General features: G+C 39.7%; 13 protein-coding genes. 5 read left to right on the top strand and 8 right to left on the bottom strand.

Annotated features, from left to right (window positions below; all coding sequences use genetic code 11):
• Nucleotides 1–9 precede the first annotated feature (9 nt).
• On the bottom strand, nt 10–798 hold the full coding sequence (locus PCIT_RS11710; RefSeq protein WP_010367573.1) for a PhzF family phenazine biosynthesis protein: 789 nt from the start codon (nt 796–798) through the stop codon (nt 10–12).
• A 168-nt stretch (nt 799–966) separates the two neighbouring features.
• Here PCIT_RS11710 and PCIT_RS11715 point away from each other — a divergent pair, with 168 nt between their 5' ends.
• The 3 genes from PCIT_RS11715 to PCIT_RS11725 all read left to right on the top strand — a co-directional run bounded on the left by PCIT_RS11715 (nt 967) and on the right by PCIT_RS11725 (nt 6,624).
• Nucleotides 967–1,143 (top strand): hypothetical protein, encoded by a 177-nt coding sequence (locus PCIT_RS11715; protein ID WP_157592873.1) that lies wholly within the window; start codon nt 967–969, stop codon nt 1,141–1,143.
• Between the two features lie 184 nt (nt 1,144–1,327).
• Nucleotides 1,328–3,340, top strand: a complete 2,013-nt coding sequence (locus tag PCIT_RS11720) for an amidohydrolase family protein (RefSeq protein ID WP_010367575.1) — start codon at nt 1,328–1,330, stop codon at nt 3,338–3,340.
• A gap of 464 nt (nt 3,341–3,804) precedes the next feature.
• Nucleotides 3,805–6,624 (top strand): bifunctional aconitate hydratase 2/2-methylisocitrate dehydratase, encoded by a 2,820-nt coding sequence (locus tag PCIT_RS11725; RefSeq protein ID WP_010367577.1) that lies wholly within the window; start codon nt 3,805–3,807, stop codon nt 6,622–6,624.
• Between the two features lie 170 nt (nt 6,625–6,794).
• Here PCIT_RS11725 and PCIT_RS11730 read toward each other — a convergent pair whose 3' ends face one another.
• Nucleotides 6,795–7,259, bottom strand: a complete 465-nt coding sequence (locus PCIT_RS11730; RefSeq protein WP_010367579.1) for a GNAT family N-acetyltransferase — start codon at nt 7,257–7,259, stop codon at nt 6,795–6,797.
• Between the two features lie 428 nt (nt 7,260–7,687).
• Between PCIT_RS11730 and PCIT_RS11735 the strand changes: the two genes are divergently transcribed.
• Nucleotides 7,688–9,916, top strand: a complete 2,229-nt coding sequence (locus tag PCIT_RS11735; RefSeq protein ID WP_157592874.1) for a hypothetical protein — start codon at nt 7,688–7,690, stop codon at nt 9,914–9,916.
• Between the two features lie 106 nt (nt 9,917–10,022).
• Here PCIT_RS11735 and PCIT_RS11740 read toward each other — a convergent pair whose 3' ends face one another.
• From PCIT_RS11740 to PCIT_RS11765, 6 genes are all read right to left on the bottom strand, one after another.
• A complete protein-coding gene (locus PCIT_RS11740) occupies nt 10,023–10,889 on the bottom strand; it encodes an SH3 domain-containing protein (RefSeq protein ID WP_010367583.1) in 867 nt (288 codons plus the stop codon).
• A 229-nt stretch (nt 10,890–11,118) separates the two neighbouring features.
• Nucleotides 11,119–11,277 (bottom strand): hypothetical protein, encoded by a 159-nt coding sequence (locus PCIT_RS11745; RefSeq protein WP_157592875.1) that lies wholly within the window; start codon nt 11,275–11,277, stop codon nt 11,119–11,121.
• A 235-nt stretch (nt 11,278–11,512) separates the two neighbouring features.
• Nucleotides 11,513–12,271 carry a phytanoyl-CoA dioxygenase family protein gene (locus PCIT_RS11750; protein ID WP_040697951.1) on the bottom strand — a complete coding sequence of 253 codons (759 nt, stop codon included), beginning with the start codon at nt 12,269–12,271 and terminating at the stop codon, nt 11,513–11,515.
• Between the two features lie 17 nt (nt 12,272–12,288).
• A complete protein-coding gene (locus tag PCIT_RS11755) occupies nt 12,289–13,803 on the bottom strand; it encodes a polyamine aminopropyltransferase (protein WP_010367586.1) in 1,515 nt (504 codons plus the stop codon).
• Entirely contained in the window at nt 13,803–14,594 is a 792-nt protein-coding gene (locus PCIT_RS11760) for a hypothetical protein (RefSeq protein WP_010367588.1), read from the bottom strand. Before PCIT_RS11760 ends, PCIT_RS11755 begins: the two co-directional genes overlap by 1 nt.
• Nucleotides 14,595–14,601: 7 nt before the next feature.
• On the bottom strand, nt 14,602–15,441 hold the full coding sequence (locus tag PCIT_RS11765) for a DUF350 domain-containing protein (protein ID WP_010367590.1): 840 nt from the start codon (nt 15,439–15,441) through the stop codon (nt 14,602–14,604).
• Between the two features lie 259 nt (nt 15,442–15,700).
• Here PCIT_RS11765 and PCIT_RS11770 point away from each other — a divergent pair, with 259 nt between their 5' ends.
• Entirely contained in the window at nt 15,701–15,859 is a 159-nt protein-coding gene (locus tag PCIT_RS11770; protein WP_010367592.1) for a YqaE/Pmp3 family membrane protein, read from the top strand.
• Nucleotides 15,860–15,876: the final 17 nt, after the last annotated feature.

The following is a 15,876-nucleotide window of genomic DNA, read 5'->3' on the forward strand; positions in this document are numbered from 1 at the left end:
CATTTTATGTTATATAGTTACACTACTGCACAAAGCGGTGACTGCCCTACCAGAGATGTGTACCCTATCATGATTAACGCTACAATGAAGGACCCCTCCGCGTTCAGAAGCTTGATAGGCAATCAATGCGTTTTTATTGAGTCGGCGAGCCCAAAATGGCGCAAGACCGGTATGAATTGAACCTGTTACAGGATCTTCATCGCCTCCATTGGCAGGCCAAAAGTAACGCGAAACAAAATCATACTCTTGTGATAAAGCAGTCACAACCACATCTCTTGGCCCCAGCTTAATCAGTTCACTCGTCATATATTCTAACGTCTGTATATCGTGTTCTGAATTATAAATTGCAAAGTACGCTTGGGCATTGCAGTAAACCTCTGCGGGTTCAATCGACAGTCCCTTTAATAAAGACTCCGGTGGAGTAACAATTAATTCAGGCTCTTGATTTGGGAAATTCATAAGAATTGTGCCATCGGCGTGCTTTTCAACGGTCATATCACCAACCGCTTTTGCAGTGAATACTACTTTTTCTAGCTCTATGTCTTCTTCAAATAAGTAATGGGCCGATGCAAGTGTGGCGTGCCCACAAAAATCAATTTCAGTTAATGGTGAAAACCAACGGATCTCATATTTATTTTTAGTACGCAGAATAAATGCAGTCTCAGATACATTGTTTTTCGTTGCAATTTCCTGCATTAGTTGTTCGGCCAATGCTACCTTGACTTCAATAACAGCCGCAGAGTTTCCTTTGCAATTATGCCCTGTAAATGCATCGATAAATCGTACTAATAATTCCATTACTGATCCTTTTTGTCTTTAGTGGACTACGAATACTTAAGTTACCATAAATCGGCATAAATATAACGCCAACAAATTATAATAATTCAAATCTCTTTTTATAAATTTTTTTATATGCTACAACATAGACGCTAGGTCATTAGGACTTATAAATTAAGGAAAGCAAAAATGAGATTAAATCTAAAAAAGAAAAACATCAAAAACCTATCGATGGATAAGAGCATAGATAAAGCGCAAACTCCCGAAGTTGCTGGTGCCTATAGAGGCCGTCAATCCAATAAATGCCACCAAAGCTGGGGATGCAAATCTGATTACGATGGTTGTACAACAGTGACTTGTTTCTAACTAATACATGCTAAAAAATCAAGACCACTTAATGAGTATAAAAATACTTTTATCTCATTAAGTTTTATTCGCACAAACAACACCCAACCCTTCAATATAAACCGTATAACCGCACATTTACCAGAAAACACAAAACAAACCATGTTACACTTATATATTAAGTTTAATTTTAATAGAGGTAAAATTGAAAAAACAAAAAAAACTCAATCACTACACCTTTCTACTGTGTAGCGCTTTATTAGTTGCGCAGGCCTCTGCCACTACAATCATTAATAATGTATATACAGAAAAAGGCCTTGCTGGCAGCATGTCGCAAACGCAAGTTGATAAAAATACTTACACATCAAAAACACAGTTTGGTTGGAATAACCGTCGAGTCAATATTAGTGAAACTATGTCGCTAGGAGAAAATGGTATCCCAGTTTCTTTTACAACCCATGGTACTTCTGCATTCGGTGCGCCAATATCCGAAAAGTTCGACTATAACAAGGGTATTGCGACATGGCAGGATACCGATGGAAAAGGCAGTATAAAAGACGACACCGTCAATTTTTACGTAGCGAAAAACTCATCCCTGACACTTGAAAATGCACGTTTGCGTTATTTAATTAAAACAGGGAAGACACAGGCTGATGTATACCCACAAGGTCAGGTTCAGGTTCGTAAGTTGTTAACCCGCAAACTGCAAAATGAAGACATTCACCTTTACGTTACTAGCGGCTTAGCCCTCACACCTGACTTTGCATGGTACGATAACAATGGCAATTATTTTGCGCAAAGTTGGGGAGGCGGTATGTATGTTTTGCGTAAGGGCGTTCCACAATCAGAATTTGCCACGCTACGTAAACTTCAAAAAGAACAAGAACAAACCTATTTAGAAGATTTGTCTGCGTCTCTTACCCATACGCATCAATCACTGTTAATTAAAGACGTGGCGGTGCTCGATGTTGATCAAGGCGTTGTTACTTCAGGGCAACATGTATTACTTCGTGACGGTAAAATAAAGCGTATTTCAAATGAACCACTAAAATTAAATGGGATAGCCACAGTGAATGGCTCAGGCAAGACATTGATCCCCGGCTTATGGGATATGCATGGCCACCTCTCTAAAGAAAATGGCATTTTAAATATCGCAAATGGCGTAACAAGTGTTCGAGATATGGGTAACGAACACAAAAACATCATGGAAATTGAGTCATTATTCGATACCAACCGAGTACTCGGCACACGTGTTTATCGTGCTGGCTTTATGGACAAACTCAGTGAAAACTCAGCAGGTCTGAGTGTTGAAACACTTGAAGAAGCCTTGAAAACCGTCGACTTTTTTGCTGATAATGGCTATGTACAAATCAAACTTTACTCATCAATCGACCCTAAATGGGTTAAGCCCATCGCAGATAGAGCACATAACCGAGGGTTACGACTCAGTGGGCACGTTCCCGCATTTATGACTGCAGAACAAGCAATAAACGCAGGTTATGATGAGATCCAACATATCAATATGCTGTTTTTAAACTTTTTAGCAGGTCAAGATGTCGACACGCGCACCACAAAGCGCTTTAGTTTAATTGGAGAACAAGCAAGTCAATTACCCCTTGATACGGACGAAATGAGTGCGTTTATAAAGCTGCTCGCGGATAAAAAAATCGTGGTCGATGCTACTGTATCGACTTTTAGAAGTCTGCTCATGGCCGAGAATGAAAAAGTGAACCCTGAATATGCGCACCTTATAGATCATATGCCAATCTCTTTTGTACGCCAAATGAAAGGCGCTGTCATGCATGTTGACGACATTCATAAAATTAACTACCAGCGCTCTGGTGAAGCAATGCAAAATATGCTGAAAAAGTTATACGATGCAGGTGTAAATATAGTCCCAGGCACCGATAATGTTGCCGGCTTTACCTTGATCCGGGAGCTTGAACTCTATGCCCTAGCAGGGATCCCAACCGCAGATGTGTTGAAAATGGCAACTATTAACTCGGCAAAGTTAATGGGCGTTGCACACAAGACAGGGTCAATTTCAGAAAATAAAACCGCAGACCTTATACTGGTTGATGGTGATCCACTTGAAGACATAACTGCGCTGCGTAAAACATCACTGATCATTAAAGGTGAACAAGTATTCAAGCCGGAACAAATTTATAACGCGATTGGTGTTAAGCCGTTTACCCCAGCAAGCAAAATCACACATTAAACAAAACCGAAATAGAACCGCTTAGGCCCTATAGCTAAGCGAATTAATCATTAGGGTTAGGGGTTATTTTTCACCTAACCCTAATGATTAACCAATTGTATAACTTAAACTTGTGGCCTGCATATTTAAAACTTTAGTCTAACGAGTTCCTTCATCAACGCACGCGTTTTCCCGATTTTTATTAACATTGATTCTCCACTATTCGCCATCGCTGTTCTACGCTAAATTCACGCCATCACGCACTATATCAAGACTTCGCGTCAATGAGTCATTCACATAGTCTATAATTCAACTCTAACGAGCATGGCCTTTGACTTGATTGATAAATAATCAAACCGAGCTGTAACTGATAAGCAAATCCGTCGCTATTACAGTACAACTCAATTAAATGATTACTCGGCGAGGCAAATCAGGTAAAATAAGCCGGTTTTATATATGAGCATTGTATAGCAAAAGAGGTTTCTATGAGTTTGTACACAGAATACATGGATGAAATCCAAAACCGTAAACAAGAACTTGGATTGAATCCAAAGCCAATAGATAGTGCTGATTTACTATCTGAAATTATTGGTCAAATTAAAGATACGGGTCATGCGCATCGCGAAGACTCATTAAATTTCTTTATCTACAACACGCTACCAGGAACCACCAGCGCAGCCGGTGTAAAAGCAAAATTCCTAAAAGAAATCATCCTTGGTGAGTCTGTTGTAGAAGAAATCACGTCTACCTTCGCTTTTGAATTACTATCTCACATGAAAGGTGGTCCTTCTATTGAAGTACTACTTGATTTAGCACTAAGCGATAATGCTGCTGTTTCTGCACCAGCAGCTGACGTATTAAAAACACAAGTATTCCTTTATGAAGCTGATACTGAGCGTCTAGAAGTTGCATTCAAAGCGGGCAATGCAATTGCAAAAGACATTCTAGAAAGTTACGCACAAGCAGAGTTTTTCACTAAGCTACCTGAAATTGAAGAAAAAGTTGATGTGGTTACTTATATTGCTGGTGAAGGCGATATCTCAACTGACTTACTTTCTCCAGGTAACCAAGCGCACTCTCGTGCTGACCGTGAATTACACGGTAAATGCATGATCACACCTGAAGCACAACAAGAAATTGTAGAGCTACAGAAAAAGCACCCTAACGCAAAAGTTATGCTTATTGCTGAAAAAGGTACTATGGGTGTTGGTTCGTCACGTATGTCTGGCGTTAACAACGTGGCACTTTGGGCGGGTAAACAAGCAAGTCCATATGTTCCATTCATTAACATTGCGCCAGTAGTTGCAGGTACAAATGGTATCTCACCTATTTTCTTAACGACGGTTGGCGTAACTGGCGGTATCGGTCTTGACCTTCAAAACTGGGTTAAGAAAACAGATGAAAATGGCAACAACGTTACTGACGCAAATGGCGACCCTGTACTTGAGGAAGCTTACTCTGTCGCAACGGGCACTGTATTAACAATCGACACCAAAGAGAAAAAACTTTACAACGGCGATAAAGAGCTTGTTGATGTTTCTTCAGCTTTCACGCCTCAAAAAGTTGAGTTCATGAAAGCAGGTGGTTCTTATGCGGTTGTATTCGGTAAGAAGCTACAAACTTTTGCAGCTGAAACATTAGGTGTTGAAGCACCGGCTGTATATGCTGCATCAAAAGAGATTTCTCATGAGAACCAAGGTCTAACTGCGGTTGAAAAAATCTTTAATAACAACTCTGTCGGTGTTGCATCAGAAACTGCGCTTCACGCGGGTTCTGATGTACGCGTAAAAGTAAACATTGTAGGTTCACAAGATACGACGGGCCCAATGACATCACAAGAGCTTGAAGCAATGGCTGCCTCTGTGATTTCACCTATTGTTGATGGTGCGTACCAGTCAGGTTGTCACACCGCATCTGTTTGGGATAGTAAAGCACAAGCTAACATTCCAAAACTAATGGCATTCATGAACAAATTCGGCTTAATCACAGCTCGTGATCCGAAAGGTGTTTACCATTCAATGACTGACGTTATTCACAAAGTACTGAATGACATTACCATTGATGACCGCGCGATTATTATCGGTGGTGACTCGCATACACGTATGTCTAAAGGTGTCGCATTTGGTGCTGACTCTGGTACTGTTGCTCTAGCATTGGCTACAGGTGAAGCGGCAATGCCTATTCCTGAGTCTGTAAAAGTAACTTTTAAAGGCAGCATGAAAGGCCACATGGACTTCCGTGATGTAGTACATTCAACTCAAGCGCAAATGCTTAAGCAATTTAGCGGTGAGAATGTCTTCCAAGGCCGCGTTATCGAAGTACACATTGGTACGCTAATGGCCGACCAAGCGTTCACGTTTACTGACTGGACTGCAGAAATGAAAGCGAAAGCTTCAATCTGTATTTCAAATGACGAAACGCTGATCAAATCTATCGAGCTTGCTAAGAGCCGTATCCAGATCATGATCAATAAAGGAATGGAAAACGAAGCGAAAACACTGCAAGGTCTTATCGACTTAGCAGGTAAGCGTATCGAAGAAATTAACTCAGGTACTAACCCTGCGTTAGCACCTGATGATGCTGCGAAATACTACGCTGAAGTGGTTGTTGATTTAGACCTAATCAACGAGCCTATGATTGCTGACCCTGACGTTAATAACGAAGACGTATCTAAGCGTTACACGCACGATGTGATCCGCCCAGTGTCATTCTACAACGACAAGCCAGTTGACTTAGGCTTTGTTGGATCTTGTATGGTACATAAAGGCGATATGAAGATCATCGCGCAAATGCTAAGAAATCTAGAAGCTAAAAATGGAGCAATTACATTCAATGCGCCATTAGTTGTTGCGCCACCAACGTATAACATTGTTGATGAGCTTAAAGCAGAAGGCGACTGGGATATTCTTGCTAAGTATGCAGGGTTCGAATTCGACGACGAAAAACCTAAAACTGCAGCACGTACTAAATACGAAAACATCATGTATCTAGAACGCCCTGGTTGTAACCTATGTATGGGTAACCAAGAAAAAGCAGAACCTGGTGATACAGTTATCGCAACGTCTACACGTCTTTTCCAAGGCCGTGTTGTTGCTGATACATCAGAGAAAAAAGGTGAATCACTGCTTGGTTCTACCCCACTTGTTGTTCTTTCAACAGTATTGGGTCGTTTCCCAACAATTGAAGAATACACAGCAGCAGTTGATGGTATTGACCTAACAGCATTTACCCCGTTAGAAGAAGAACTGACAACTAAATTCAGCGCTGAAAAAGCAGTGCCTGTAAAAGTTGTTGATGCTAACTAATACCACTGATTTAAAAGCGTAGCATATACGCTTTTTAGTATGCATAAAGGCTTGCTCGGTTATATAAATTTATTTAGTAACCTTTCAAGCCTTTTTTATATGACTATTCGTTTTCCGATACCTGATTTAACCAACGCATAAAACACGCGGTAATTAAAAAGGCCCATACTTTATACTGCTCGTTCAGAACTTGAAAGTTTAAGTTCCATAGGTTGATATACAAGCCCCGCCGACTCCCCTACTTCACCGGCATATTTAAAACCGTACTTTTTATATATATCAATTGAAGATAACGATGCGCTTACGGTTAAAATATCTGTGCGTACATGGGGCAATATCGCGTTAAATAGTGCTCTTCCAACGCCTTTATTTTGAAAGTCTGGGTCAACAAAAAACATTGCAATGTGATGCCCTGCCTTGAGTTCAATAACGGCCACTATTCGCTGCTTATCTTCAGCAACCAGTATCGTATTATCTTGCTGCATCCTCTTTAAAAATGCACTACTTTTGGCTATTTCAATAAACGTTGTAATACCTTCACAGCCTAAACTACCTGCAATAGATGCTTCAAACGAACGAATACAAATAAGATTGACTTGCACTAAATCCTTTTCTTGAACTTTCCTGACTTCCAAAGTATTCACCTATAAGAAATGATATTTAAAAATAACTTTAGCTAATGAAAGCAATGGTTCAGCGTAACAGAATTATAAGCCAGTGCAAAGATCTCGCTTAATAGTACTCCCCAACTAAACAATGACTTACAAACTTTTTTAGGGTATTTCTGATATGAGAAAGCTGCGCAGCTATGTAAATGAAAACAGCTTTACATTAAACACATACTGAAAAAGCAATACTGAAAACATCGAGGCTGGTTCTTTGAAGTTTTGGTAATAACAATAAAGGCATAAAGATAGATGAAAGTGTTATAGGTAAACCCTTTGTTAAATTATATTGTATACAATATATTTATGGTGAGTTTAATTATATTAAACCCTAGCTGGCCACTTAAAGCCACATACAACATATACCGTAAATAAATTACAACATGATAAAGGAGACTATGATGAAATTCGCTTCATCACATTGGGCCAAGCTATTACTCGGCCCCGCAATACTGCTTTCACAACACGCATTGGGTGCAACTTTGCCTGATGTATGTGCGACGCAGGGACCTTCAACCTCGATAACAGACGGCACACCAATTTGTGTCAATGACAATGGCACAGCCTATTTAAGTTTGAGCGGCGTAAATGAGCATAACAGTGTTGCTATCAGCACAGGGCATGGTAATGGTGACCTCAGTTTATATGTCGATCAAGGTCGCTGGCCTAATACCGGGTTAAATAGTAATGCTTATAAGTCGATCACTTCAGGTACTAATGGTGAGTGCGTCGTTATTAGTAACCCCAGTCAGTATTGGCTGATGATCGCAGTCACTGGCAACCGAAGTAAGTCATCAATAGCTGTTGATTTTGGTGCAACATCTTGCCGTGATGTGAATGGTGGAGGTGATAACCCAGGGGATGGAAATACAGGCAGTATCCTGGCGCCTAGCAATCTAGCGGGTACAACAACCGAATCGAGTGCTACCGTGTCTTGGAGTGACAATTCAAATAACGAAGATAACTTCATAGTTCAACGTTCGTCAGCTGGCATATCTTGGCACACAGTCGCAACCGTTAACGCCAATGAAACCAGCTTTACTGATACTGGTTTAGTGCAGGACAAAGTCTATTACTACGTCATGTATGCAAAAAATACGACAAATACATCTGCTTGGAGTGCAATATTAACAACTAAAACCAAAAAGTCAGGGTCAACGACACCACCTGGTGATGGTGACAGTGGCGATTTAGCCAATATGTGTGCAACTAGTGCTCCTACTACTGAAACCGCGCTCACAGATGGTGTACCTGTGTGTGTACCTGCTACTTCACAAAGAAAAAGCTTTTCAATTTCTACATTCAATAAAAATGTTACGAGTATCGCGATTAGCTCTTCTTATGGGTTAGGTAACTTAACACTCGCCGGCAGAACTGACGGTACGTGGCCAAAATCTGGTGACGACAGTATTCGATCACCTAAGGTAGGAAATACTGAATGTGTGATATTAACTAACCCACAAAATGGGTGGAACAATGTGAGTTTGGAAGGACTATTTAAAGGCGCAAGTGTTGTTGCGGACTTTAACAAAACCAGCTGCCGAGTAACCCCAGGTGCGGATGATCCGGGCAATGATGGCTATGATCATAACGGGGTTCATGTATTGGTTTACCCATTTAGATTCCCAGATCAAGATTTGGCGTTCAGCACTGAACAAATAAACGCTGAAATGCAAAAAACCAAAGATTTCTTTACGGAGCAATCGTACGGTAAGTTTAACTTCACCTGGGAGATTAAACCAAAAATTACCATGCCACAGAGTCACAATTACTATAACAATGACAAAAAATTATGGAATCCTGGCTATAAAGAGCAGCTTGTGAACGCTGGGGTAGATCCAAACTTCCCAGGAGATGCCACAATTATAATGGTAACTGCGCCCCCTATTGGTAATGATGCAACCTACTTTATTAACTCCCAAGCAGGCCCTCCTCTTATGGAGATTTACACCTATGCTGCAGGCACAATTGCGCATGAAACTGGGCACGCTTTAGGGTTACATCACTCGATGTCTATTGAAGGAGGTAATAGCATGCTTAATGGCAATTCAAATGATGTTGTCACCAACTATGGTAATGTATTTGGCTTAATGGGCATGGGGGCTCACTCGTTAGAAGAAATGAACCTAATGTATAAAGGCTACTTTAATAACTGGATTTCTGACACCGACGTGCCCACTATAACAACATCTGGTAAATATCGTATTTACACATATAATCATGGTACATCATCAGGGCACAATGCACCTGGTGCTATTGGTCTTAAAATACCATCAGGCGATAAGACTTTTTGGGTTGAATATTTAACACGCCAAAAGAGTGAAGCAAATACCCCACCGGATCAACAATTACGTACGCCACTTTTACAAAATGGTATTGTGATCAACCTGCAGAATTATATGGATAACAATGCGGCTCCTTGGTACAACCATAACTCATTACTATTAGACTCTACACCAAACTCTCGCAGTTCAAATTGGGCGTTGGAAGACTTTAATGATGCACCTTTACAGAAAAATCATACATTCACCGACCCTTGGGGTAAGTTTAGTATTTACCCAATAGAAACAGGTGGCACACTGGGCACTGCAAATGCTTGGATTGATGTTCAAGTCACGTTTTTCTAAATAGTTAAATAAAAAAACACCATCATATTAATGATGGTGTTTTTTATATTTTAATAGGAACCGCTTATCTATAAAACGCTAAAAATTAACTCATTGGATAGAAATATTAAATATTTTTTCTCAAAGGCAGGGTTTTAAAAGTTAACTCCAGTTCTCTACTTTCAGTACTATCAACTTCCAAGCTATTAACTTCTGCGCTATCACTGCTATTAACAGTATAATTGATATATTTATAAGTAAAGTCAGATAAGTTAAACGTAAGATCAAACTGTTCACGTTCGCAGCAACTGTTATACGCCAGTCCTTTAAAAAACAAAATATCACCGTCGATCGATAAGCTATTATGATCATGCTTGGTGAATGTTGGTAATTGAAATACCCTGAGCGACTTTTTAGTTGGTATTACTAAATAAGCTGTATAATACGTTCTATTACCCGATTCATGACTTGTCGCCAAATATATATCTCGTTTTACATAGCGTAGCTTATAAAAGTGGCTTTTTATTGATGCAGGACCACTTCCTGAAATTGGACCAAAGCTTGCTTGACCATGTAAACTACTTTGATAGTTTAAAAAATAGCTGCCTGGTAAATATGAGTAATGCCAACCCGACATAGAAATAACAGTGCTATTATTTGGCTTTATAGAGTAATTTATATCAGCTTTGTATGATTGCACGATCAGTGCCGATTGATGAACATAAGCCTCAAAGCCTTTAAATTCAATCCGCGCCCACTCTGAGCCAGTTAAGAGCTCTGCTCTAATTGATTCGCCTCCCTCTAAAAGCCCTAATTTTTTAGCATTTTTATCTGGGAGCGCTCTAACATTCACATTGATTTGGACAATTGCAGGTAAATAACCGCTAGCACTTTTTATTTCAATTAGTGATTTTGTTGATATTTCCCCCCAAGGCGCTTCTGCATTCGCCGAAAGTGCAACAAGCAGCACGGAGAAAATTAATAAATGTAACACTCATACCCTTTAATATATTTTAGTCATAATAACCCTAATTTTATCAGGTTAAAACATACAGTAAAATAACTCCCTTAAAAATCAACATCGAAATGTGGTACTTCCTAATATAAATAAAGCACATAAAAAACCACTTGATTAAAGTGGCTTTCGGTTAGCTTCTCATGGAAACCTTAATAAAAAATATCGAGGTAAAATATGAGTCCACCGCTATAAATACATGGTCTAATTATGGGCAAAGCCAGCCTGTAGGACATCGACATTCACTTAAAGGGCCGAGTGTTTTCAGGTTTTTATAACCCCCAGCTACTTGAGGGGTATTCTCTAATGCTAAAGACGGTTTACTATCTAGTAGTTTTAATTTTGATTTTTTTAATTTTAATTTCATTACAATCTCCTTTTTAGATAAATCAAAATCACAATAACATCAAATGAGCAATTAACATACAAAAAGAATTGGTGAATATCTAACTGACAATTACTCGCTCACCTTTAAATATTTAAATACCATAGCACCACCGCTTCACCTGCGAATTCAAGCTGGAAGAGCAGCATTATCGTCAAGTTCGTATAAGAGAAAATAGATCAATAACAACATCAAACTACCTACAATGACGCTCATATCATTCAAGAACACACTGATAAGCATTAGAAAATATAAAGGGGTTATCTAGTTTTTGCATCATACGCTCACTGGGTAATAGCCTACCTGTAATATGCCCCTTAAAAATAGGATCTGACTCGCATAATAATATGTCTAACGCGAAGCGATCCAGCCCGTAAATACCACGATGAATCATATTGGCAGAGAAGATCAAAATATCACCTGCGCTTAACCCAACTTGCAGTGCGCCATCGATCTTTTCATAGTTTTTTCGCCCATGTTGTTCTAATCGAATGGTAAGCTCTTCATCAGTATCCCAACGTTTATGCGTCTGAGGAACAAGTTCAATACCAGGCTCGTCTTTCAATGCAACCCTAAAATGCACAACGTGTGGGCCCAATAAAGCGCTTTTTTGCTCACCTAATGACAGGTGATATTGTGGGTCTCTATGCCAATAATTAGATTGGTTTGGATTACACGGATCAAAGAATAATTGAGTATTCATAAAGGTCGCTGTAGGCCCTATGAGTTTCAATATTATGTCACTCACTGTGTTTGAACTTATAAACTGAAACATCGCCAATCTAGCGGGTTCAGTTAAGGCCCCCTCTTTCGTTAAATAGGCAGAATTAACCGCTCCCTGTTCATAGATGCTTTTGTTTTTTAATTTCCAGTTTTCATGAAACTGTAATGCAATGTCCTTAACGCTCGCTAATTCAGCCTCATTAAACGCAGCTTTGACGACGACAAACCCATTTTTATTAAAGTAATTTACCACACAGCTACTCTCAAAGTTTAATTCCAGTATCGCCAACCATCCAAATAATAGTAAAGCACATTCGGTTTATCTAGCGTACTAATAAGCTGACCAGTCTCTGCTAAGTCCGGCGTAAATTGTGTCAACATTGGCTCCGCTAGCGAAGAATAAAATCGTGTGTTACTAAGTTCATAATCTTGCTTTATTGAACACTCGCTTTTACAAGCCATTACAAATCCCCACTCGCCAAAAGAAGGGACATTGACCTTTAGCGGCAAGGTGTCAAACCCACTCGCTTGTAGGGTATTATGAATTGACCAAAAAGCACTTTTAGCAAAAAAAGGGCTCGTTGCTTGTGTTATGAGTACGCCGTCTGTTTTAAGTATTTTTTTAGCCATTAAATAAAACTGCTTTGAGTAAAGCCTCGCCAGCGAAATGGTTTTTGGATCTGGTAAATCAATGAACACGGCGTCAAATCGCACCTGTGTCTTGGACAGAAAAACCATCCCATCTTGGTGATGGACCATTACACGCGGATCGTCAAAAGCTTTATCATTTAGGGCTGTCAAATAGTGGTTTTCTCTAGCAAGTTCAGCGATTGCAGGGTCTAAATCCACCACCGTTATCGACTTCAGTTGTGGGTATTTAAGTAACTCTCTCACCGCGAGCCCGTCTCCCCCACCTAACAATAATACATGCTCGGCTTTTTTAACTCGTCTCATTAAAGGATGTACTAAAACTTCATGGTATCTATATTCGTCAATTGAAGAGAACTGTAAACCGCCGTTTAAATATAATCGAACATCATTTTTATGGCGGGTCATAACCACCTGCTGATATTTACTCTGTTCACTATGCACAACCGTGTCTTCATATACATGGCCGTTCCACGCTTTGTTCAGCTTTTGACTAAATATCATCATGCCAACTAAAGCACACAAGACCAATATAAAAGCCCGCTTTAATAGTCGCTTTGGTGACTCTGACAGCTGCGAAGAAAAATACCAAAGTAGCGATAACGCGATGCTGAGATTAATTAAGCCAAAGGTCAAAGAGGTTTTAAAAATTCCTAACCATGGCAAAAGAATAAATGGAAACACTAACGTCGCAATAAGCGCGCCGAAGTAGTCAATTGACAACACATTTGATAGGTTTGCCTTTAACGTATAGTGTTTTTCCATTAAACGGCTCAATAAGGGAATTTCTAACCCAATCAAGGTACCAATAACAGCGGTTAATACCACTGACGTAATTTGAACCGATACATCAACCGCATAAGCCAAATACAAAAATGGGACACACAAACCACCTAGCAGAGCCAGTAATAGCTCAAACCCTATAAATTTTTGCAGTAACCCCTCATCAGCAATAAATCTTGAAAGGTAAGACCCAACGCCCATAAACGCCATGTAAATACCAATCGTCACAGAGAATTGTGTAATACTATCGCCTAAAAAATAAGAGCCAGTAGTTGCTATCAATAGTTCATAAACGATAGAACATAACCCTGCGACAAAAATGCTAAACAGTAGAATGTGGCTTTCACGTAGCACTACTTACCACCTCGGGAGCCTGATGTTCTGAATCCTGCACTGCCCAAACTATGTTCCCGCATCTGACGATCACTTGAGATTGATTTATGCGAAGAACTCACATAAACCCAGTTGATAGGCTCATCACTTTTATGGCTGGCTAGCACACACAATACAATGGCCGGTAACACTACTACTAGAATAATGGTTAAACTAGATACTCCAGAAAAGACGGATGACTTATCAAGGTAAGGGTTTTTATAATCATTCTTATTCTCGAGGTAATTTGAACCATAGAATACATAACAGGCCAATATAATGCCCAATACCCATAACCACAGGGTTAGTATACTTGAGTCACCTTTGAGTGCAGTGATCCTAAAATAGTATTCACTACCACTGCCAGTACGATGTGGTCCCTTTTCATCATATAAAACAGCGGTATATTGACCTTTTTGTGGAAATCGCTGCGAGATACGAATTTTATCTCTGTATTCAGTCCAGCTGCCATCTGAATCACGACCCGACTCAGCCCACAGCTCATCTTTAATAGTAAATAGATACTGCTCGTCTGGGCCAAAAACCATTAACTCAAGGCTTTTCCAGCTTTGTAACGCTAATCTACCGTTCACATCAAAGCGCATAATTGAGCCATCTTCAGGTACTTCAAAAGTATATACGCGTTCTGTATTCGCAAATTCAGATCCCGGTTGAAACTTGAGCTTTTGAACAGGCGTATCAAGCACACTACTGTAAAAAAAACACCCAACCCATGTTACTGCAATTACTAAAAATAGTTTTAAATGCGTCATAGAACACCTACAACGCAAGTACAATAACAAGTGAAACACAGAGCGCTACAGTGCCTTCAATTAAAGCGATTGCATAATTGCGCTCTTTACCAATAGCATGATCTATACAAATGGAGGGAAATAGCGCCTTATCAATAAACAGTCTTGCCACAATTAACGCGACAAGTCCGATAAATGCGTCCACCAAAAAAAGCTGAATGCTCGCAGGCCAACTAACAAATGGGCCAATTAACGCATGAACTAATACCATCGCAAGTGCTACTAACGTTGCAGAAAAGCTGATGGCAACTGCTGAGTTTCCAGCTTCTAGTTCATGTAACAATTCATAGCGTGTTACTGTGTCATATAATTTGGCACACACCACAAGGCACACCTGCCCTAGCGCGTAAAATACAATGGCAGAAGCCCAGCTCCCTTCACCGCTAAGTGATGCCCCTATCAGCAAGCCGCTAGCAATATAGCTGGCCGCTTGTACTGCACCTATCGCAGTACTTTGCTTTTCAATAAGCTGCAGACGATTACAGAATGAATGTAGAATGAGTTTATCATTGATAATTCGTGAGAGAATCAATAGAAGCAGGCCGACTAACGTATATACACCCGTTAAAATTAGGTCGGTAATAAGCCCAGCAGAAGGACCTGCTAAAATGGCACTATAAATGATCACAACACCCAACATAAATCCAGCAACCGATGTTGCCAGTGCGGTATTTTTTTGCTTTATGATTTGATGAAAGGTGTCATAGGGAGTTGTCGCGTTATATAACCACTTAGCGAAAAACATCACACAAAAAAGCAATAACACAAAACTAAAATTATTTAAGTAAGATTGAAAAATATCGTCCATAATATGAGCATAAGTAATTAATTATTATCTAAATAATATCATAATTTCGAACACCAATTAAGTCCCTCTATTTATGCCACTATGCAAAATTATAGAATATATCTAAAAAAGTCACTAGCAAGTAGCAACTAGAACAGCTCAGTACACCTGCGTAACCCAAACAGCAAAAGTTGAGCAACAAAATAGCATCTATTGCTAAACCTGCTATACCTTCATAGGTAGACATAACTTAACTATAACGAATAATAAGGGGAAACTAATGGATCTACTACGGATCATTATTGCCATTTTGTTACCGCCTCTGGGTGTGTTTCTACAAGTTGGTATTGGGGGTGCCTTTTGGCTGAATATTCTACTCACTTTATTTGGTTACATACCAGGAATTGTGCACGCTGTGTGGGTGATTGCTAAGAAGTAGTATTGTCAATAAAGTCG

It is taken from the genome of Pseudoalteromonas citrea (assembly GCF_000238375.3).
GTDB lineage: Bacteria > Pseudomonadota > Gammaproteobacteria > Enterobacterales > Alteromonadaceae > Pseudoalteromonas > Pseudoalteromonas citrea.